Below are 19534 nucleotides of genomic sequence, written 5' to 3' on the forward strand. Positions count from 1 at the left end.
GCCGTCCACCGTGATGAAGTTCCCGTTCTGGGGAGACACGGACGATGCGGGCAACCCCCGCGTGCTCCGGCTGTCCCCGCGCCGTGGCCACGACCAGGCGGGCGACGTCACCGACCTGCGGCTTCGCATGGATGTACTCGGAGTCGTGTGGCGTGATGTTGCGGTGCCCGGCGACCCGAACGATGGCTCTCACCAGCTGAGCTCCTTCAGCTTCTCGACGAGCCGCGTGACGGACTTCGACGCGGCATCGCCTTGGTTGTCCCCGTCGACGGCGTCGCTTATCGGGCACATCCGGCGGTCGAACGAATCGGCTGTGGCGTCGAGCGACATCGAGGTGTGGCTTGACCGGAACCGCGGCGTGCGGCGTGGGCCGGGCTGGGGGATGGTCAGGCGCTCGGCCGTCGCTGATCGGTGAGATCGTCCGGGAAGGTGCCTGGCGGACGCCCCTCCCGGAGCAGCACCTCGCCCGCTCGGACCTGGCGCCGTTCCCCACGGACGGCCAGGGCCGCGATCTGATCGTCGGACAGCCTGGGATACGCCCCGCACAGGTCGGGTATCTCGGTCAAATCAGGAGTCGCGGTCAGTTCGAACGCGTCCCTACGATCGGAGGCCGGCGTGGCTGCGGCGGCCGGTCCCTCCCCGTCCGTTGCGCCGTGCTCCCGTCGAAGGTCCCGGTCGGTGGTCGAGCGCCACTCAGACATATGACTCCTCAAAGTGGCCTTTCATGCCTCGAAGGGAGGTTTCCGGTGGTCCGCCACAATTCCTGCCCGCGGTTCGCTCGAGGGGTTCGACGGCGCGGGTGTCGTCGATGTGGATGACGGCGTCGAACCGATCGGCGGCCCGCGCGCGGAAGTAGTGGCTCTGCCGTTCGGTCTCGGGGCGGTAGATGACGCCGATCGACCGTTCCAGGCGGGCTGAGGTCAGTGTCCCGGCGGCCCAGGCCGCGGACCCGAGGCAGAGGAAGAACTCCTTTTCTCCTACCTCGTGGAACAGCTCCTCGAGGCTGCCGCGGAGGGCCGGACGGACTCGTTTGCGCTCGGCCGGCCGGTCCCACCCGGCGGCGGCCGTGACGGCACCGGCGTAGGTCGTTAAGCCCACCAGCCGGCAGTCACCCGGATGGCGGTGCCGGACGAGCTGACCGAGAGTCCTCTCGCCGCGGGCCGCGACCTCGGTCGCGGAGGCGTCGCCGACGTGGGAGTTGTGCGTCCACACCACGATCTTCGCCGGGCCGGACCGCCGGTGGCGAAGATGGCAGGCAAGCGCGTCGAGGGTGTCGGCCATGTGCTGATCGCGCAGGTTCCACGACGAGACCCCGCCGGCGAACATCGACCGGTAGAAGTCGGCCGCAGCGTGGACGGTCCGCGCGTTCTGCCGGGCGAAGAAGTAGTCGTCCTCGGTGAGCCGCCCATCCCGCCGGGCGTAGTCGGCCGCGTGCCGATACAGGTCGACGAGGTGGTCTACCACTTGCTGTTCGCGGGTCTCACCGGCCCCGAACGCGGCCGCCTGGCCGTACACCTGGCCGTCGAAACCGTCGCCGTAGTGGTCGAAACAGGAGTAACCCTCCCGGGCCCGCGCCGCGGCGGCCGGGTCCACCCGCTCAAGATAGGAGATGAGCTCCTGGATGGAGCGGTAGAGACTGTACAGATCGAGTCCGTAGAAGCCCGTCTTGGCCGACTCGTGCCCGCCGAACCGGTCGTTGTGTTCACGGAGCCATCCGACGAAGTCGAGCACGTCCGTGTTGCGCCACATCCAGCTCGGGAAGCGTTCGAAACCACGCAACGCCTCCTCGGCGGTCACATCCTCGCCATGGCCGCGGACGAACCGGTTCACCCGGAGGGCGTCCGGCCAGTCCGCCTCCGCCGCCACGGCGGCGAACCCCTTCTCCTCGATCAGGCGCCGGCTCATCGCGGCGCGGGCGGCGTAGAACTCATGAGTGCCGTGCGACGCCGCACCGATCAGCACCAGATCCGCGTCCCCGACCAGATCGAAAAGGACGTCGTCGGACGGGATCCCGTCCTTAACCTGGACGATCTCGGAACGGACGATCGCCGCCTCGGTGCAGAACACCCCTGCTCCATCGGGAAGCCGGGAGATCGCCGCCGCATGCAACAGATCACGGACCCCCTCGTCCGTCACCTGGGTGAAGTCCCAGTACGCCTGCCCGACCGCGAAGAACGGCGACGGCGTGGTCGCGCACACCGCCTCGTCGGCCAGTGCCCGCAGCTCCTGGCAGGTGGACGCGGGCGCCGCCGGCACCGCGACGACGATCCGCGCGGCCCGCGACCGCCGCAGTGCCAGGACAGTGGCACGCATGCTCGCACCCGTCGCGAGGCCGTCGTCGACCACGATCACAATCCGCCCCGAGCCGTCCATCGCCGGTCTTCCGTCCCGGAACATCTGCTCTCGGCGCAGCAACTCACGGCCTTCGGCCTCCGCCACCCGCCGGATCACCTCGGAGGAGAGATTCAGGCCGCGGACCACGTCGTCGTTGAGAACCAGCACCCCGCCGCTGGCGATCGAGCCCATCGACAGTTCCTCCTGGCCCGGCACCCCCAACTTGCGGACGACGAAGGTGTCGAGGGGCGCGGCGAGATCCTTCGCGACCTCGTAGGCGAGCGGCACCCCACCCCGCGCCAGCCCCAAGACCAACACGTCAGGACGGCATCGGTACTGGTCGAGAAGTCCCGCCAGGAATCTGCCGGCATCCCGGCGGTCACGAAACACGCGGTTGTTCGACATGACCTTGTATCCTGCCTGTTCGGCGACCAAGATGGCGTGATGCCCCCTCGCGGCCAGCAGAAACCACATCGCTGGTCCGCGGGGTATCTCCCCGCCGTCTTTCCGCGGGCTGCCGCGGCCCCACGCGGAGGAATGGGAGCATGCAGTCGTATAGCTGAGATAGCGTCTATGTGACGTCGAGGACCGATCTCTTGCGGAACCGGCCCACCCGTTTCATTCTGGCTACGTGAACGTTGGCCTCGGTGCTCTGACGGGTCTGCTGATGTCCGCGTTCAGCCGGGGCCAGCGGGATTTCGTCTCCGTGTCGGCGCTGATTGCCGATCGCTACGACCTGCTCGTCGATGCCGACGTGGCGGACGAGGCGGCCCGGCTCCTGGCGGAGACCGAGTTCGGTGGCTCTCGTCCGCCGGGAGCGGCCGGACCTGACATTGATCGTCCGCCGGGCCGAAACGCGCGGTTGGCGCGTCGTGCGGACGTTTCGGCCTCTGCTCCGCCGTCTTGCACTGGTTTGCCGGGTGGCGGCGTGTTGCGCTCTTCGTCCGGCCGGTCCTACCGTGGCCGTGAGGCCCGCCGGGGCTCCGCCACTTCCACCAGAAGGCTCCCACCGGGAGGTCATCGTGGGAAAGGCAGTAGGAATAGATCTGGGGACCACGAACTCGGTCATCGCCGTCGTCGAGGGCGGCCAGCCGACAGTTGTCCCCAATTCTGAGGGCTCGCGCACGACGCCTTCGGTCGTTGCTTTCACGGAGAGCGGCGAGCGGCTGGTGGGTGAACTTGCCCGCCGTCAGGCGGTTCTGAATCCCAAAGGTACGATCACCGCGGTCAAGCGGTTCATCGGCCGCCGGTACAGCGAGGTCACGAGCGAGCTGAAGACAGTCACGAACGACATCACCACCGGGAAGGAAGACGCAGTAAGGATCTTCGTTCGTGGGCGCGAGTATGCCCCCGAGGAGATCTCGGCGATGGTTCTCCGGAAACTGGTCGATGATGCTGCCAGGTTCCTCGGCGAAAAGGTCACCGAAGCCGTGATCACCGTGCCGGCGTACTTCAACGACGCGCAACGGCAGTCGACCAAGGACGCCGGCCGGATAGCCGGCCTGGACGTACTGCGCATCATCAACGAGCCCACCGCCGCCGCGCTGGCCTACGGGATGGACAAGAGGTCGCACGAGACCGTCCTGGTCTTCGACCTGGGCGGCGGCACCTTCGACGTCTCCGTCCTCGACGTGGGCGACGGCATCGTCGAGGTACGCGCGACCGCCGGCGACACCCATCTCGGCGGCAACGACTGGGACCGCCGCCTCGTCGACTTCCTCGCCGACGAGTTCCGCAACCAGACCGGCATCGACCTGCGCAACGATCCGCAGGCACTGCAGCGGCTCTTCGAAGCCGCCGAGAAGGCGAAGGTCGAGCTTTCGTCTGTCTCCCAGACCCAGGTCAACCTGCCGTTCATCACCGCCGACGCGAACGGCCCGAAACACCTCAACACCACCATCACCCGCTCGCAGTTCGAGAAGACCACAGCCGATCTGCTCGAGCGGTGCATGCCGCCGCTGCGCCAGGCGATGGCGGACGCGAAGATCTCCGACAACGACATCGACGAGATCATCCTCGTCGGCGGCGCCACCCGCATGCCGGCCGTGCAGGCCCTGGTGCGCCGGCTGACCGCCGGCAAGGAACCGAACATGACGGTGAACCCGGACGAGGTCGTCGCCGTCGGCGCCGCCATCCAGGCCGCGGTCATCAAGGGCGAGGTCTCCGACGTGCTGCTGCTGGATGTCACCCCGCTCTCCCTCGGCGTGGAGACGCTCGGCGGCGTGAGCACGAAGGTGATCGAGCGCAACACCACCATCCCGGCGCGCCGAAGTGAGACGTTCTCGACGGCGGAGGACAACCAGTCGGCCGTCGACATCGTGGTGCTCCAGGGTGAACGTGAGATGGCCGCTGACAACCGGACCCTCGGCCGGTTCCGGCTCGAGGGCATCCGACCCGCTCCGCGCGGCCAGGCACAGGTCGACGTCACCTACGACATCGACGCCAACGGCATCCTCAACGTGACCGCGAAGGACAAGGGCACCGGCGCCGAACAGCGGATCACCATCTCGGATAACACCAACCTGCCGCAGGACGAGATCCAGCGGATGGTCGCCGACGCCGAGCACAACCGGGCTGAGGACGCCCGGCTGCGCGAGAACGCCGACGCCCGCAACCAGCTCGACGCGATCGTCTATCAGGTCGAGCAGCGGCTGACCGAACTCGGCGACCAGGTCCCCGTGCACGAGGAGGCCCGCGCCGAACAGCTCGTCGCCGATGCCCGCCGCGTGCTGGAGGAGCACGCCGACGTCGACCGCGTCCGGCCGGTCATCAACGATCTCCAGCAGGTCCTCTACGGCCTTCCGGCCGTCGCGCAGCGCGAGGCGGCGTCGGCGGCCAGCGGCGCTGCCGGTGCCGGGGGCGGGGTGGGGGCGGCGGGGACGACGTCATCGACGCCGACTTCCACCACGCGTGACGATGGGTGAGAACCGCTCGGATGCCGAGCGGCCCGAGACCGCCCCGGCACCCGACCTCGCCGCGGAACTCGAGCAGTGCCAGGCCAGAAACCTGCGGATTCTCGCTGACTTCGACAACTACCGTCGGCGGACCGGACTCGAGATCGGCGCTGCGAAGGCAGCCGAGCGGGATCGCGTGGTCCTCGCGTGGGTGCCGGTGCTGGATCATCTCGAGCTCGCCCTCTCACACGCGGACGCCGATCCCGACTCGCTCGTCGACGGGGTGCGCGGGGTGTACCAGCTCGCTCTGGACGCGCTGCGGAGCTCCGGGGTCACTCGGCTCGACGACGAGACCGGCGCCTTCGACCCGACCCGTCACGAAGTCGGCGCCGTCGTCGACAGCGGCTCAACGCCCCGTCCGCCCCCGGCGGGCACTGTTGTCGAGGTGCTCCGGCCGGGCTATCAGGCCGACGGCCGCGTGCTCCGTCCCGCGTCCGTGGCCGTGAGCGCCGGACCGAAACCGACCAACGGAGCAAAGGTGACCAACGGGCCGAGGCGGGACAGCGGATCAGAACCAGGAAACGGACGAGGGCCGGATACCGAAACGGAAGCATCGTGACATGAGCAGCGGGCGGACCACGGATCGGGCCAGCGAGGACTTCTACGGGATCCTCGGGGTTCCCCGCGACGCCGACGCCGACGCGATCCAGCGGGCATACCGGAAACTCGCCCGCCAGTACCACCCCGACATCAACTCTGATCCTGGGGCCGAGGAGCGGTTCAAGGACCTGTCGGAGGCGTATGACGTGCTCTCCGATCCCGACACCCGCGCGCGCTACGACCGGTTCGGCGGGGATTTCCGCCGGATGGCCGAAGGCGCCGAACGATGGGCGGGCGCAGGCGCAGGCGCAGGCGCCGGGGTGCGTGCCGGCGCCGGGAACGGTCCGGGTTTCCGGTTCGAGGGGTTCGATTTCGAGGATCTGTTCGGCGGTACGGGCGGCGGATTCTTCCACGGCCGCGGCCGGGCGGGACCGGTGTCCGGCGCCGACCAGGAAGCCGAGGTCCAGGTCACCATCCCGCCCGGAGTGACCCACGGGCAGCGGCTACGGCTCGCGGGCCAGGGCGGGCGCGGCCGGGACGGCGGGGATCCGGGAGACCTCTACCTCGTGGTTCGCCTCGGGCCCGATCCCCGATTCCGGGTCGAAGGCCGGGACGTGCACACCGATCTGCCCCTCGCGCCGTGGGAGGGCGTGCTCGGCACGAAGGTCGCCATCACCACCCCGGACGGCGAGCAGGTGACCGTCACCGTCCCGCCTGGCACCTCCACCGGCCGCAAGCTCCGCCTGCGCGGCAAGGGCCTGCCCCGCCCGGCGCGTGATTCGAGGCGCGGTGACAGTGCCAGCGACCTCTACGCGCACGCCCGAATCATGGTGCCGACCAACCCCACTCCGCGGGAGACGGAGCTCTTCCGCGAGCTCGCCGAGGTCTCCTCCTTCAACCCCAGGGAGAGGCCATGACGACGCTGCTCGTGCACGCCGGCACCCGTACCCAGGGCCTCGAGCTGGACGCGTTCTGTGCCGCGGCGCACCTGCATCCCGAACTCGTCCGACGGCTGGTGACGCTGGCTCTCCTCGATGCGGAGATCGACCACGCCGGCCACTACACACTCACGGCGACGGCGGTGGCACGCGCCGGCCGTATCGAACGGCTGCGACGCGACCTCGGCATCACCTACACGGCGACCGGGGTCGTGCTCGACCTGCTCGACCGGATCGACGAACTCGAACGGCTCCTCCGTGCCCGACCCGCCCGAGGCGAGGTGCATCCATGGACATGAACAAGCTGACCGAGAAGTCCCGCGAGGCTCTCGACGCCGCGCAGGCACGAGCGGTGCACCTCGGCCATGTCGAGGTGGACGGCGAACACCTTCTGGCCGCGCTGCTCGAACCACCCGAGGGACTGGCGCGTCGCCTGCTGATCGCCTCGGGCGGGGACCCCGCCGCCGTCACCGAAGCGGTCGAGAGCGAACTGCGGCGCCGTCCCAAGGTTTCCGGCCCCGGCGCGCGACCCGGCGAGGTGTATGTGACCCAGCGGCTGTCCCGCCTCCTGGACACCGCCAGCAGGGAGGCCGGTCGACTCAAGGACGAGTACGTGTCGATCGAGCACCTCCTCCTCGCCCTCGTCGACGAGGGACAGTCCAGCGCCGCCGGCCGGATCCTCGCCCACAACGGCCTCACCAGGGAGAAGCTGCTCACCGCGCTGACCGAGGTCCGTGGGAACCAGCGGGTGACGTCGGCGAACCCCGAGGCCACCTACGAGGCGCTGGAGAAGTACGGCCGCGACCTGGTCGCGGAAGCCCGCGACGACCGGCTCGACCCGGTCATCGGCCGCGACTCCGAGATCCGCCGGGTCGTGCAGATTCTCTCCCGCAAGACGAAGAACAACCCGGTGCTGCTCGGGGACCCGGGGGTCGGCAAGACGGCGATCGTCGAGGGCCTCGCCCAGCGCATCCACCGGGGCGACGTACCTGAGGGACTACGCAACCGGACGGTGTTCCAGCTCGACCTGGCGGCGCTGGTCGCCGGAGCCAAGTACCGGGGCGAGTTCGAGGAGCGACTCAAGGCCGTCCTCAGCGAGATCAAGGCGGCCGAAGGCCGGATCCTGCTGTTCGTCGACGAACTGCACACTGTCGTGGGCGCCGGCGCCGCCGAGGGATCGATGGACGCCGGGAACATGCTCAAGCCGATGCTCGCCCGCGGCGAACTGCACCTCATCGGCGCCACCACCGTCGAGGAGCACCGCCGGCACATCGAATCCGACGCCGCGTTCGAACGCCGCTTCCAGCCGGTGCTGGTCGACGAACCGACGGTGGAGGACACCATCTCGATCCTGCGCGGACTGCGCGAGCGCTTTGAGATCTTCCACGGCGTGCGGATCCAGGACGGTGCGCTGGTCGCGGCGGCGGTGCTGTCGCACCGCTACATCTCCGACCGGTTCCTGCCCGACAAGGCGATCGACCTCGTCGACGAGGCATGCGCCATGCTCCGCACCGACATCGACTCGATGCCCACCGCGCTCGACGAGATCACCCGCAGGGTCACCCGGCTGGAGATCGAGGAGGCCGCGCTGGCGAAGGAAAGCGACCCGGCCAGCGTCGCCCGGCTCGACCAGCTCCGCAAGGAGCTCGCCGACCTGCGGGCGGAGGCCGACGCGATGCGCGCGCAGTGGGAGTCCGAGCGGCAAGCCATCCGCAAGGTCCAGGAGCTGCGCGAGGAGATCGAGCACGTCCGCCGACGCGCAGACGAAGCCGAGCGTGCCTACGACCTCAACACGGCCGCCGAGCTGCGCCACGGCCAACTCCCGGAACTGGAACGCCGCCTGGCCGCCGAGGAGGAACGCCTGGCCGGCCGCCAGCACGGGCAACCACTGCTGCGCGAACTGGTCACCGAGGAGGAGATCGCCGACATCGTCTCCCGCTGGACCGGCATCCCCGTCACCCGGCTCGTCGAGGGCGAGCGCGAGAAGCTGCTGCGCCTCGACGACGTCCTGCACCAGCGGGTGGTCGGCCAGGACGAGGCCGTCAGCCTGGTCGCGGACGCCGTCATCCGCGCGCGCTCCGGTATCAGGGACCCCCGGCGCCCGGTCGGGTCGTTCATCTTCCTGGGACCGACCGGCGTCGGGAAGACCGAGCTCGCGCGCACGCTCTCCGAGGCGCTGTTCGACTCCGAGGAGGCGATGATCCGCATCGACATGAGCGAGTACCAGGAGCGCCACACAGTCAGCCGGCTGATCGGCTCTCCTCCCGGCTACGTCGGCTACGAGGAGGGCGGGCAGCTCACCGAGGCAGTGCGCCGCAAGCCGTACTCCGTGATCCTCTTCGACGAGATCGAGAAGGCCCATCCCGATGTCTTCAACACGCTCCTGCAGGTCCTGGACGACGGCCGGCTGACCGACGCGCGGGGCCGAACCGTCAACTTCACCAACACAGTGATCATCATGACGTCGAACATCGGCTCGCAGTGGCTGATGGACGCGGTGACGCCCGACGGCGACATCGAACCCGAGGCGCGGGCCCGGGTGATGGCCGACCTGCGGGAACGATTCCGCCCCGAGTTCCTCAACCGGCTCGATGAGATCGTCCTGTTCAAGCCGCTCACCCTGACCGAGATCGAACAGGTCGTCGACCTGCTCGTCGAGGACCTGCGCCGGCGCCTCGCGGACCGCCAGATCACCCTTAAGATCACCGAGTCGGCCCGGTTGTTCATCGCCCGCGAAGGATTCGACCCGGTCTTCGGCGCCAGGCCGCTGCGGCGGTACATCCAACGCGAGGTCGAGACCCGCATCGGCCGGGCACTGGTCGCCGGCGACCTCACCGACGGCTCCCGCGTTACCGTCGACCTGATCGAGGGCCGTCTCGCTGTCACGCACGACGTGCCCGCGATGCAACGGGGATGACGGCGAAGATCGCCGCGGGCGCGATATCTCCCCGTGCTCGGCGTTGCAGACACCGTCGACCTCGGCGTTCACGTCGCGCTGGACCGTACCGGACGTGGCGCCGGACTCGGCGTGCCCGGTTAGCCGGACCGCCTTCACGGCGGAACACAACGTCGTCACTGTAGAACAGTCGATGTTCGGAGAAGATGATGACCATCGCCATTGATCCGCATCTCCGTCTGGTGCGTCCCGTCGAACCGCTCACCCCACAGGGGTGCGCCGAATGCCTGCGGATCGGCTCCTCCTGGGTGCACCTGAGGCTCTGTCTGACCTGCGGTCATGTCGGATGCTGCGACTCGTCGCCACTACGGCATGCCCGGGCCCATGCGCACGCGCACGGGCATCCCATCGCGCAGTCGTTCGAGCCGGGCGAGGACTGGCGGTGGTGCTACGTCGACGAGGTCTACGTCTGACGACGAGGTCCACTTCGGCACTCCCCGTCCGGCAGTCCGGCACTCTCCGGTCCGTCCACTCCGGACGGCCTGGTTGTTCCGAGGTGCCCGGACTGCGCAGGTTCACCCCTTCGTCCCGGAGGCTGCGGTTGCCATCGAGGTACGCCCAGAGAAGCATGGCCTATGTAGTCAAAAAGCGACCATGAGTTACGCCCGGAAGGTCTGGATCATGAATCTACCCACCCGGCGGGTAGGCCACGTCGAACACCAGATCGCCTTGCCCGGAGGTGTCGATCCCGATACGGTTCCCGCGACGTTGGACAGTGGCTTGTTGCCCGTCCGGCTGGCCAAGGCCCGCAGGAGTCAGCCCCGCCACAAGATCTCCGGCCCCACGACCACCTCGTCCCCGGCCGGATCCGGCCAGAGTGCCGGCGCCTACGCCCCTGCGGTCGAAGCGTCCGACGCCGGGGCGTCCAGCACCCAGACCGCCTCCGCCGGTTCGCCCTTCGTCGATCAGTCGACTGGCGGCGCCGGGTCCGGGTCCGAGCTCTGATCATCGATTTCCGTCGATCCTGATGGCGAATGGGGGATCCGATGCAGCCCAGCCAGGAGGACATCGGCGGCGCCGGGCCGGCGGCTGCCGGGCAGATCACCGAGACGCCGGACACCCACGGGGCCTACCCGCATCTGGGCGTCGACCAACTCGCCGCACTCGAGGCCGTCGGCCGACGATGCCCCACCACGGTCGGGGACCTGCTGTTTCGGGAAGGCGACCGGACGACCGACTTCTTCGTGGTGCTGTCCGGTCTGGTCGCTTCCGTCGATGGCTACGGGACTGCGCGCGAACGGCAGATCAGCCTGCACGGTGAACGTCGCTTCCTCGGTGAGCTCAGCCTGCTCTCCGGGCAGACGGCCTTCACCTCCGTGGTGGTCCGGAAATCTGGCGAGGTCCTCGCCGTCCCACTGGACCGGCTGCGGCGGCTGGTGGCGACCGATCCTGGCCTGGGGGACCTAATATTGCGGGCCTACCTGGTGCGCCGGTGGCTCCTCATCGGCCTGGGCGCGGGACTGCGCATCGTCGGGTCCCGCTACAGCCCCCAGGCCCGCCGGCTGCGGGATTTCGCCGCGCGCAACCGGCTGCCGCATCAGTGGGTCTGTCTGGAAAACGACCCGTCCGCCGAGGAGCTGCTGCATACCCTCGCCGTCGAACCGGCGGACACCCCGGTGGTCGTCTGGGGACGACGGGTGCTGCGCAACCCGAGTATCGCGGAGCTCGCGCGTGCGGTCGGACTGCCGGTGCCCGCCCATGCGGGATCCACCTGGGATCTGATCGTCGTAGGCGCCGGTCCCGCCGGCCTGGCGGCGTCGGTGTACGGGGCATCTGAAGGACTGGCGACCGTCACGCTGGACTGCCTCGCCACTGGCGGGCAGGCCGCCACCTCCCCCCGGATCGAGAACTATCTCGGGTTCCCGTCCGGCATCTCCGGCGGTGATCTGGCCGAACGAGCGGTCCTACAGGCGGAGAAGTTCGGAGCCTGCTTCAGCATGCCCTCCCGGGCCGTGGCCCTCGGCCGCAACGACGGGCTGCATCAGGTGACCCTGGACAATGGTGAGACGCTGGCTGCGCGGACCGTGGTAATCGCGACCGGGGCATGGTACCGGGAGTTGAACGTGCCCGGCCTGCAGGAGTTCGAAGGCACGTCCGTCTTCCGCGCGGCGACGCTGGTCGAGGCCCAGACCTGCCGAGGTGATCCCGTCGTTGTGATAGGCGGCGGCAACTCGGCCGGACAGGCGGCGCTGTATCTGGCCCAGCACGCCGGCTTCGTGCGACTGTGCGTCCGCCACGGTGATCTGAGCCGCGACATGTCGCGCTACCTCGTCGACCAGATCGTCCGCATCCCGTCCATTGAGGTGCGCCGGCACCGGGAGATCAGCGGCCTGCGCGGAGGGAGCACTCTGGAGGCCGTGATCCTCGAGGACAAGCAGACCGGCGCGCAGGAGGAGGTGCCCGCCCGGGCCCTGTTCGTGTTCATCGGGGCCCGCCCGCACACGGACTGGCTCGCCGATCAGGTCGCGCTCGACGACCGGGGATTCGTCCGGACGGGGGTGGACGCCGAACCGGCCGCCGAACCGAGCATGGCCGGCGACGGATCGCCCGATCCCTGCCCGCTGGTGCTGGAGACCAGCCGTCGCGGGGTGTTCGCGGTCGGGGACGTACGCAGCGGATCGGTGAAGCGAGTGGCCTCCGCGGTCGGCGAGGGCGCCATGGCCGTCCGTCTGGTCCACGAACGGCTCTACCGTGCCTAGCCATCCGATTCGGTGGGAGGTCGGCCGGCGGACTTCCGCTCCGGCCTGCCACCGCCTGCCACCGCACGTCCTTCCCGGTCGGACGCCGACGATAGCCGGGCGTCGTTTCTCAGCCGGGCGTCGGAAGGGTGTAGCGCAGCAGCGCGGCCGGGCGTCGGAAGGGCGTAGCGCAGCAGCGCGCCGACCCGTTCGGTCGGTGATTCACCACGCTGGCCACCCGGCCAGGCCGCCCGGCTGGCGTCGCGGGTCGCGCCAGCCGGTGCCGCGGATCGCGCGGGCCACGCCTGCCCCTGCCTCCGGAAAACGACAGGAGCTGGCATTCGCGGCATTCCAGTTCGGCCCTCGCCGAAGCGGAATAGCGGTCAAAAAGAAGCCTTTGATCGGTTAGGTCCAGCTGCGACAACACCGGGGACCGGCGAGGTTTCGACGGCGATGAGAGCTGGAATGCCAGAAGAATCGGCATCAGTGCAATCAGCCCGGGTCTGAACCTCCCGAGCAGGTCCGGGCCTTGGTGGGAGCCGCACGCCTTGCCCCAGACACAGTTTCCCCGGAAGCACCGGAAAGTTTGAAGGGTGCTGTCAAGCGCGTGTTCTGGAGGATGGATGATGAGAATTCTTGATGACGGACAGACGCGAGCGAACGAGGGTCCGGCGGTCCGCAGAGATCGGCTCGGCACCGCCCTGGGATGGTTCAGTGTCGGACTGGGCACGGCCGAGATCGCCACTCCGGGAGCAATCACTCGAATCGCCGGCGTCGACAACTCGGCGACGAACCGGGTCATCTCGCGGACCCTGTGTGGTCCGCGCGAGCTGGCGGCCGGCCTCGGGATCTTCGGGGACGAACGTCCGGGACGTTGGCTGTGGGGACGAGTCGGGGGCGATGCCATCGATCTGTCGCTGCTGACGGCCGGTGTCTATCGGCACCGCCACGAGCCCACGCGGCTGGCCCGGCTGCTTTTCGCCACCGGTTCGGTCATCGGCGTCACGGTACTCGATGTGATCGCCGCCCGCCGTCACGCCGGCCCGCGACACGTGTCCGGACATACAGCGCGGGCGAGGGCGACCACCACGGTCCGCCGCACACCCGAAGACCTCTACCGCCGGTGGCGTGATTTCGAAGCGTTGCCGACATTCATGTACCACCTCGACTCGGTGCACACGACCAACGGAACCTCGCACTGGAAGGCCAAGGGGCCCGCCGGCACGAAAGTCGCATGGGATGCGGAGATCGTCGAGGATCGTCCAGACGAGCTGATCGCCTGGCGGTCGGTCAAGGGCTCGCACGTTCACAACGCCGGGACCGTGCGCTTCCTGCCAGCACCGGGCGATCGCGGAACCGAGGTCCACGTCGACCTGACATACAACATTCCCGGAGGCCCGCCGGGGTACGCGGTGGCCAAGCTGCTCGGCGAGGAACCGAGCCAGCAGATCACCGACGATCTGCGGCGTTTCAAGCAGCTAATGGAGACCGGGGAGGTCGTCCGATCGGAGGGCAGTCCGACCGGAGGCCGCAACGCCGTGCATCTGCTCGGACAGCACCCAGCCCAACCGCTCGGCTGATCGTGCGTTCGGCTGGCCTCGCCACCCGGTTTCTCGTCGAGGCCCAGCACAAGCGTCAAAAGGAGCCAGCGCTACACCCCTGAGTATTCGGAGGAATGATTCATGCGAGCGAACTGCTGGTTCGGTCGGGGCAAGGTAGAGATCGTCCAGGTACCCGAGCCCAAGATTCTCAACAGCCAGGACGCGATCGTTCGGATCACCAAGACCGCCATCTGCGGATCCGATCTTCATCTCTACAACGGATTCGTTCCCACGATGAAGAAGGGGGACGTACTGGGGCACGAATTCATGGGTGATGTCGTCGACGTGGGCCGAGAGGTCGAGAACCTCAGTGTCGGTGACCGGGTCGTCGTCCCGTTCCCCATCGCCTGCGGACGATGCAACGCGTGCCTCGCGGGCACCTACTCGGTCTGCGAGAACTCGAATCCGAATGCCGCGCTCGCAGAGAAGATCCTCGGACACGCGCCGGCCGGCATCTTCGGATACTCCCACATGCTCGGCGGCTACCCCGGCGGCCAGGCCGAGTACGCACGGGTGCCGTTCGCCGACGTCGGGCCGATCAAAATCGAAGACGATCTTCCGGACGACCGTGTGCTGTTCCTCTCCGACATCCTCCCGACCGGTTACATGGCGGCCGACTTCTGCGACATCACTCCTGGCAGCGTCATCGCAGTCTGGGGAGCCGGACCGGTCGGCCAGTTCGCCATCGCCAGCGCCTACCTGCTCGGGGCCGAGCGGGTCATCGCGATCGACCGCTTCCCCTACCGGCTGGCAATGGCCCGCGACAAGGCGGGGGCGGAAATCATCAACTACGAGGAGACGGACGTCCGCGAAGCGCTGCTCGAGATGACCGGCGGCCGCGGACCCGACGCCTGCATCGACGCCGTCGGCCTGGAAGCGCACCACGCGTCGCCGGCCGCCTACTCCTATGACCGGGCGAAGCAGGTCACACGCCTGGAGAGCGACCGGCCGTTCGCCCTTCGCGAGGCCATCCGCAACTGCAAGAACGGCGGCATCGTCTCCGTCGTCGGTGTCTACGGGGGCTTGGTCGACAAGTTCCCGATGGGATCTTTCATGAACCGGGGACTGACGTTGCGGGCGGGCCAGTGCCACGTGCAGCGCTACCTGCGGCCACTGCTCGACCGGATCCGCGCCGGTCAGATTGACCCGAGCTTCGTCATCACGCACCGTCTCAGCCTCGACAACGCGCCCGAGGGATTCGCTACGTTCAAGAACAAGGAAGACGAGTGCGTCAAGGTGGTCCTGACCCCCTGACGATCGACCACATTCGCCCATCCTTCTGGAAGAGGATTATCGAAAACTTCTCGAGGCCCGCGGCCGCGAGTGCCGTATCAGCCTCCGACTATGGCGCCGACGATGAGGAACGGTTTGGTCCCCGGACGACCGCCTCTGGCAGTGGGTCGTCCGGGGACGACCGCCTCTGGCAGTGGGCAGTGGGTCGTCCGGGGACGACCGCCTCTGGCAGTGGGTCGTCCGGGGAATCGTGGGAAAGGTCTCTTTCGCAGGCGAAGGACCGCACGAAGGCGCGACGCTCGCGACGCTGGGGTTCTGATCGCAGATGGTTCCGCGGAGCATCGAATACCGGGACTCCGGCGCCTTGAGCACCACCCGCTGGGTGACTGGTTCGTCGACAGTGAGGGTCGGTCGATACACCTCGTGGCCGAACGCGAACGGTGCCGCTGGCCCAGCGGCGCCCAGTATGGGGTCCCAACCCTCCGGACGTCTCTCTCAGGTCTGTCTCCCTCAGGTCTGTGGCTGCAGCGCTGGGTCGCGAGCCGGGCGAGATAGTGAGCTGAGCAGGGGCACACCGGCCGAGCGGGCGTCAGCCCAGAGCGTCGGTGATCGGCGCGTCCGTCCCCATCGTCACGATCAGCTTCCGGTTGACGAATTCCTTGATGCCGAGGTGGGACAGCTCCCGGCCGTAGCCGGACCGCTTGATGCCACCGAAGGGCAGTTCCGGCTCGGATGACGTCGGATGATTGATCCACACCATCCCGCTCTCGATCCGGCTGGCGACTGCACGCGCCCGGGAGATGTCGCTGCTGAACACCGCACCGCCGAGACCGTAGGGCGAGTCGTTCGCCAAGGAGACCGCCTGGTCATCGTCCTGTACCCGATAGACGACCGCGATCGGTCCGAACAGCTCTTCGCGATAGGCGCGCATCTTCGGCGTCACGCCGACGAGGACCGTGGGTTGCACGAACGCTCCGGGGCGGTCGACGCGCCCGCCGCCGACGACCGCGGTCGCTCCCTTGTCCAGCGCGTCGCGGACCTGGTCTACCAGCGTCTGGGCGGCCTGCTCGGAGCACACTGGTGCCAGCGTGGTGGCCTCGTCAACGGGGTCGCCCGGCACCAGCTCGAGCATCCGTTCGGCCAGCGCGGTCACGAACCGGTCGAATACCTCGGATATCGCGATCACCCGCTTAGCGCTCACGCAGCTTTGCCCCATGTTGTGGAGGCGGCCGATCAGGGCCGCTTCGACGGTGCGATCGAGGTTGTTGTCATCGAGCACGATGAACGGGTCGCTGCCGCCCAGCTCGAGGACGGTCTTCTTCACGTTTCGGCCGGCGGTCTCACCGACGCTGACGCCGGCCCGGTCGCTTCCGGTCAGCGATGCGCCCCGAACGGCATCAGACTCAATCACCCGGTAGACCTCGCGGCCGGGAACCAGGAGGTTGGTGTAGACGCCTCGCGGTGCCCCCGCGTCGGCGAACAACTGCTCGACGGCCAGCGCCGACTGTGGCGTATTGCTCGCGGGCTTGAGCAGAACGGTGTTCCCCAGCACCAGGTTGGGCGCCGCGAACCGGACGGTCTGGTAAACCGGGAAGTTCCAGGGCTGCACGCCAAGGATCACCCCCAGTGGATCATTGATGATAACGGCCGAACCGTCCTTGAAATCCAACGGCTCGTCGGCGAGCAGCACGTGGGCCTTGTCGGCGTAGTACTGCAGTATCCGCGCGGAAAGGTCAATCTCGACGCGGCTATGCCGGATGAGCTTGCCCATCTCAAGGGTCACCAGCCGGGCCAGGTGCTCGGTGCGCTCACGCACCAGCTGTGCGGCTCGACCGACCAGGGCGGCCCGTTCGTCAACGCTGGTACCGCGCCAGGACTGGAATGCCTGATGTGCCTCTCGGACCGCGCGGTCGACGGTCTGCTCACGCATAGGAGGGAATTCTCCCATGATTTCGCCATTATATGGGTTAATGCTGGCGATTGAACTATGTTGGACGGCGGAAGACGTAGACACTGATTGGTTCCTCCTCGATGTTCCGGACACATGCGTCCTTACCGCTGACACCGGGCAAAGCCGAATGCGTAACCTCAGCACGACCGCGCCCGGACAGTGGGTTTCGGAATCTGCTCGTGATCGGAGCGGGACCAGTCGGCTCGCCGCAGCCGTCTCTGGCCGCAGCCGTCTACGGTGCCGCGGCCGGCCTGACCACCGCCGTGTTCGAGGGGATCTGCCCGCCAGCCGCCGACCCCTTCAGAGTCCAGAGGAACCCGGCGCGATCGAATGGCCCATCCGCTGGCAATCCTGTCGGATGGGCCCTGGCTGAGACGTTCCCCAGGGTCGCGTCGCTCGCTGTCGCCGGGTCGGCCCTCCCATCTTGGGATTCCGCGCCTATCGTCCGCGAAACGTGACGGCTCCGATCGACACTGACCGAGCCGTGGGGCGCGGCGAAGCCGGCGACCTGGAACCGCAACCGCGCCGCGCTCGGCTCCTGGCTGGGCTGGTGTGCCACCTAGCAGCACTGGGCCACGCCGACAGTGCCAGCGGCCGCCGAGCGACGGCGCGAGCACAACGACGAAACCAAGGCCGTGTCACGGGCCCGGATCGACCGCCTGTGCCGACGCCGCGACGTCCCGCTGCGAGAGAAGACGCTGTGGCGCATGCTCTACGAGTCCGCCAGCAGAGCCTCGGCGGTGCTCGCGCTCAACATCGAGGACCTGGACCTGCCCAACAAGCAGGCCCGAGTCACCATCAAGGGCGGCGACACGATGTGGATCACCTGGGGCACCGGCACCGCCCACCTGCTGCCCCGGCTGATCGCTGGCCGTGAACGCGGCTCGCTGTTACTCTCCGCATCCAGGCCCGGCCCGCACCGCCGCGCGACGCCCCCGCGCGACCTCTGCCCGGAGACCGGCCGGGCGCGGTTGGGCTACGACCGGGCGTGGATCCTGCTCAGCCAGTACGGCGACGGGCTGGGCCTGCACCAGCTCCGGCACGGCGCGGCTACCCATCTCGGGGACGCCAACACCTCCACGAACAATGCTACGGCGACCCCTGGTCGGTGGGTGCCGGACTCGGGTTCGTCGCCAGCGGGTCGGGGCCGGGTCAGCGGATAGTGATCCAGAGCCGGGGTGGTGGGTGGCTGTCAGTCACGTCGCCGAGGAAGACTGGTGGCCCGGTGTGCCAGGCGGACCGGCGGGCTGGCTTGGAATGCTCGTGTGCGAGGCGGTCGTGATCCCGCCGGGCGTGTGCGAGGCGGCTGGCGTCGTAGTCGGCTCGCTGGCTGGGGTCGCGCAGCACAGTGTAGGCGGCGATGACCTGTTGGAGAGCAGCGTCGTGTTCCTGGTTGGGGCCGGATTGCGCGGCCTGCTGTCGCGCTGGCGTGCGGGTGTCCGGGTGATGGCGGCGCATCAGCGTGCGGTAGGCGTGGGTGATCTGGCTGGCCGAAGCCGAGGGCTCGACCCCGAGCACCCGGTAGGGGTCGTGGTCAGTGGCCATGTGCCGCGTCCTCTGTGACCTGATAGGGAGGCGGGTCTGGCCCCGGTCAGGGTGGCCGGGGGCCAGACCCGCGCCCGAATCGACGTGCTGAAGGGTATCTCTTGGTGTCGTGAGCGGTGGCTATGACTCCCTTCTGCGTCGTGCCGTGTGGTCGGTGTCGAGGGTCGGACTGCCAGGCGGTGCCCGCTGCCGCGCTCGGCGTTGGAGCGGCCGGCAGCCCTGCGGTCCGCAGGGCTGCCGGCGCGGACAGCCCGCGCTCCTTGCTGGCCCCGGTGACGGTGGCCGCGGCGCGGCTGGCCGCCCTGGCCTGCCCGGTGGAACGTCGCTGTCCCACGCGGCCGAGATGATCGCGTCGAACTCGGCGTGCAGCAGGTCGGGGTCGGAGCAGATCAGATCAGCCAGCTGCACACAGGCCGGCCGGACCGGCGCCGCCCCGTGCGGGGTCGTCATCGGTCCCGCCCCGCGTCAGGCGTGGATGGCCCGGCGGTCGTCGCTGGACAGGTCGATCGCGATCTTCCGCGGCTTGGCCTTCTCGGCGACGGGAATCCGCAGGGTCAGCACGCCGGCGTGGTAGCTGGCGGTGATCTTCTCCGTGTCCAGGTTGTCGCCCAGGATCAACTGGCGGCTGAACACCCCGCGGGGCCGCTCGGCGACCAGGACCTCGCGGTCCCCGTTCAACGCCGGCCGTCCGCCCGGACGGTGAGCACGTTGCGTTCGACGTCCAGATCCACGGTGGCCGGGTCCACGTCCGGGCAGATCGAACTCCGCCACGAACTCCTCGCCCTCGCGCCACGCGTCGATCGG

15 protein-coding genes and 3 pseudogenes are annotated in these 19534 nt (G+C 68.7%); 11 read left to right on the forward strand and 7 right to left on the reverse strand.

Annotated elements, in window-relative coordinates; all coding sequences use genetic code 11:
- From FREUN1FDRAFT_RS31415 to FREUN1FDRAFT_RS31425, 4 genes and pseudogenes are all read right to left on the reverse strand, one after another.
- Positions 1–193: pseudogene (locus FREUN1FDRAFT_RS31415) on the reverse strand (hypothetical protein); the annotation flags it as partial.
- Entirely contained in the window at positions 190–330 is a 141-nt protein-coding gene (locus FREUN1FDRAFT_RS44445) for a hypothetical protein (protein WP_006544361.1), read from the reverse strand. The pseudogene FREUN1FDRAFT_RS31415 and the gene FREUN1FDRAFT_RS44445, both read right to left, overlap by 4 nt.
- A 56-nt stretch (positions 331–386) precedes the next feature.
- The gene (locus tag FREUN1FDRAFT_RS31420) at positions 387–701 is read right to left on the reverse strand and encodes a hypothetical protein (protein ID WP_006544362.1); all 315 of its coding nucleotides are present in this window, start codon (positions 699–701) and stop codon (positions 387–389) included.
- Complete coding sequence (locus tag FREUN1FDRAFT_RS31425) at positions 694–2739, reverse strand: erythromycin esterase family protein (RefSeq protein WP_035955137.1); 2046 nt, start codon at positions 2737–2739, stop codon at positions 694–696. The genes FREUN1FDRAFT_RS31420 and FREUN1FDRAFT_RS31425 overlap by 8 nt, the downstream gene beginning before the upstream one ends.
- A 617-nt stretch (positions 2740–3356) precedes the next feature.
- Here FREUN1FDRAFT_RS31425 and dnaK point away from each other — a divergent pair.
- The 10 genes and pseudogenes from dnaK (at position 3357) to FREUN1FDRAFT_RS31475 (ending at position 15255) form a co-directional block, all read left to right on the forward strand.
- Positions 3357–5248, forward strand: a pseudogene (dnaK, locus tag FREUN1FDRAFT_RS31430) (molecular chaperone DnaK).
- 2 nt (positions 5249–5250) lie between these two features.
- On the forward strand, positions 5251–5847 hold the full coding sequence (locus FREUN1FDRAFT_RS31435; protein WP_006544365.1) for a nucleotide exchange factor GrpE: 597 nt from the start codon (positions 5251–5253) through the stop codon (positions 5845–5847).
- Position 5848: 1 nt separating this feature from the next.
- Positions 5849–6745 (forward strand): DnaJ C-terminal domain-containing protein, encoded by an 897-nt coding sequence (locus FREUN1FDRAFT_RS31440; protein ID WP_006544366.1) that lies wholly within the window; start codon positions 5849–5851, stop codon positions 6743–6745.
- On the forward strand, positions 6742–7065 hold the full coding sequence (locus FREUN1FDRAFT_RS31445; protein ID WP_006544367.1) for a chaperone modulator CbpM: 324 nt from the start codon (positions 6742–6744) through the stop codon (positions 7063–7065). Before FREUN1FDRAFT_RS31440 ends, FREUN1FDRAFT_RS31445 begins: the two co-directional genes overlap by 4 nt.
- Positions 7056–9683, forward strand: coding sequence for an ATP-dependent chaperone ClpB (gene clpB, locus FREUN1FDRAFT_RS31450; protein ID WP_006544368.1), 2628 nt, complete (start codon positions 7056–7058; stop codon positions 9681–9683). Before FREUN1FDRAFT_RS31445 ends, clpB begins: the two co-directional genes overlap by 10 nt.
- A 188-nt stretch (positions 9684–9871) precedes the next feature.
- Positions 9872–10135, forward strand: a complete 264-nt coding sequence (locus FREUN1FDRAFT_RS31455; protein ID WP_006544369.1) for a UBP-type zinc finger domain-containing protein — start codon at positions 9872–9874, stop codon at positions 10133–10135.
- Between the two features lie 208 nt (positions 10136–10343).
- Positions 10344–10667 (forward strand): Hsp20/alpha crystallin family protein, encoded by a 324-nt coding sequence (locus FREUN1FDRAFT_RS46980; protein WP_050796120.1) that lies wholly within the window; start codon positions 10344–10346, stop codon positions 10665–10667.
- 41 nt (positions 10668–10708) lie between these two features.
- The gene (locus FREUN1FDRAFT_RS31465; RefSeq protein ID WP_006544371.1) at positions 10709–12421 is read left to right on the forward strand and encodes an FAD-dependent oxidoreductase; all 1713 of its coding nucleotides are present in this window, start codon (positions 10709–10711) and stop codon (positions 12419–12421) included.
- Positions 12422–13026: 605 nt separating this feature from the next.
- The gene (locus tag FREUN1FDRAFT_RS31470) at positions 13027–13980 is read left to right on the forward strand and encodes an SRPBCC family protein (protein ID WP_050796121.1); all 954 of its coding nucleotides are present in this window, start codon (positions 13027–13029) and stop codon (positions 13978–13980) included.
- Positions 13981–14082: 102 nt separating this feature from the next.
- Positions 14083–15255: a zinc-dependent alcohol dehydrogenase gene (locus FREUN1FDRAFT_RS31475; protein WP_006544373.1), complete on the forward strand. Its 1173-nt coding sequence runs from the start codon at positions 14083–14085 to the stop codon at positions 15253–15255.
- A 568-nt stretch (positions 15256–15823) separates the two neighbouring features.
- On the opposite strand, the gene FREUN1FDRAFT_RS31480 is transcribed toward FREUN1FDRAFT_RS31475, so the two are convergent.
- Positions 15824–17215, reverse strand: coding sequence for an NAD-dependent succinate-semialdehyde dehydrogenase (locus FREUN1FDRAFT_RS31480; protein WP_369809840.1), 1392 nt, complete (start codon positions 17213–17215; stop codon positions 15824–15826).
- Between the two features lie 605 nt (positions 17216–17820).
- On the opposite strand from FREUN1FDRAFT_RS31480, the gene FREUN1FDRAFT_RS31485 reads away from it, so the two are divergent.
- Entirely contained in the window at positions 17821–18348 is a 528-nt protein-coding gene (locus FREUN1FDRAFT_RS31485; protein ID WP_232295502.1) for a site-specific integrase, read from the forward strand.
- On the opposite strand, the gene FREUN1FDRAFT_RS31490 is transcribed toward FREUN1FDRAFT_RS31485, so the two are convergent.
- A complete protein-coding gene (locus tag FREUN1FDRAFT_RS31490) occupies positions 18338–18730 on the reverse strand; it encodes a J domain-containing protein (RefSeq protein WP_006544376.1) in 393 nt (130 codons plus the stop codon). The two genes, FREUN1FDRAFT_RS31485 and FREUN1FDRAFT_RS31490, sit on opposite strands and share 11 nt — an antisense overlap.
- Before the next feature lie 465 nt (positions 18731–19195).
- Positions 19196–19534: pseudogene (locus FREUN1FDRAFT_RS31495) on the reverse strand (Hsp20/alpha crystallin family protein); the annotation flags it as partial.

Origin of the sequence: Parafrankia sp. EUN1f, assembly GCF_000177675.1 — a bacterium.
GTDB lineage: Bacteria > Actinomycetota > Actinomycetes > Frankiales > Frankiaceae > Parafrankia.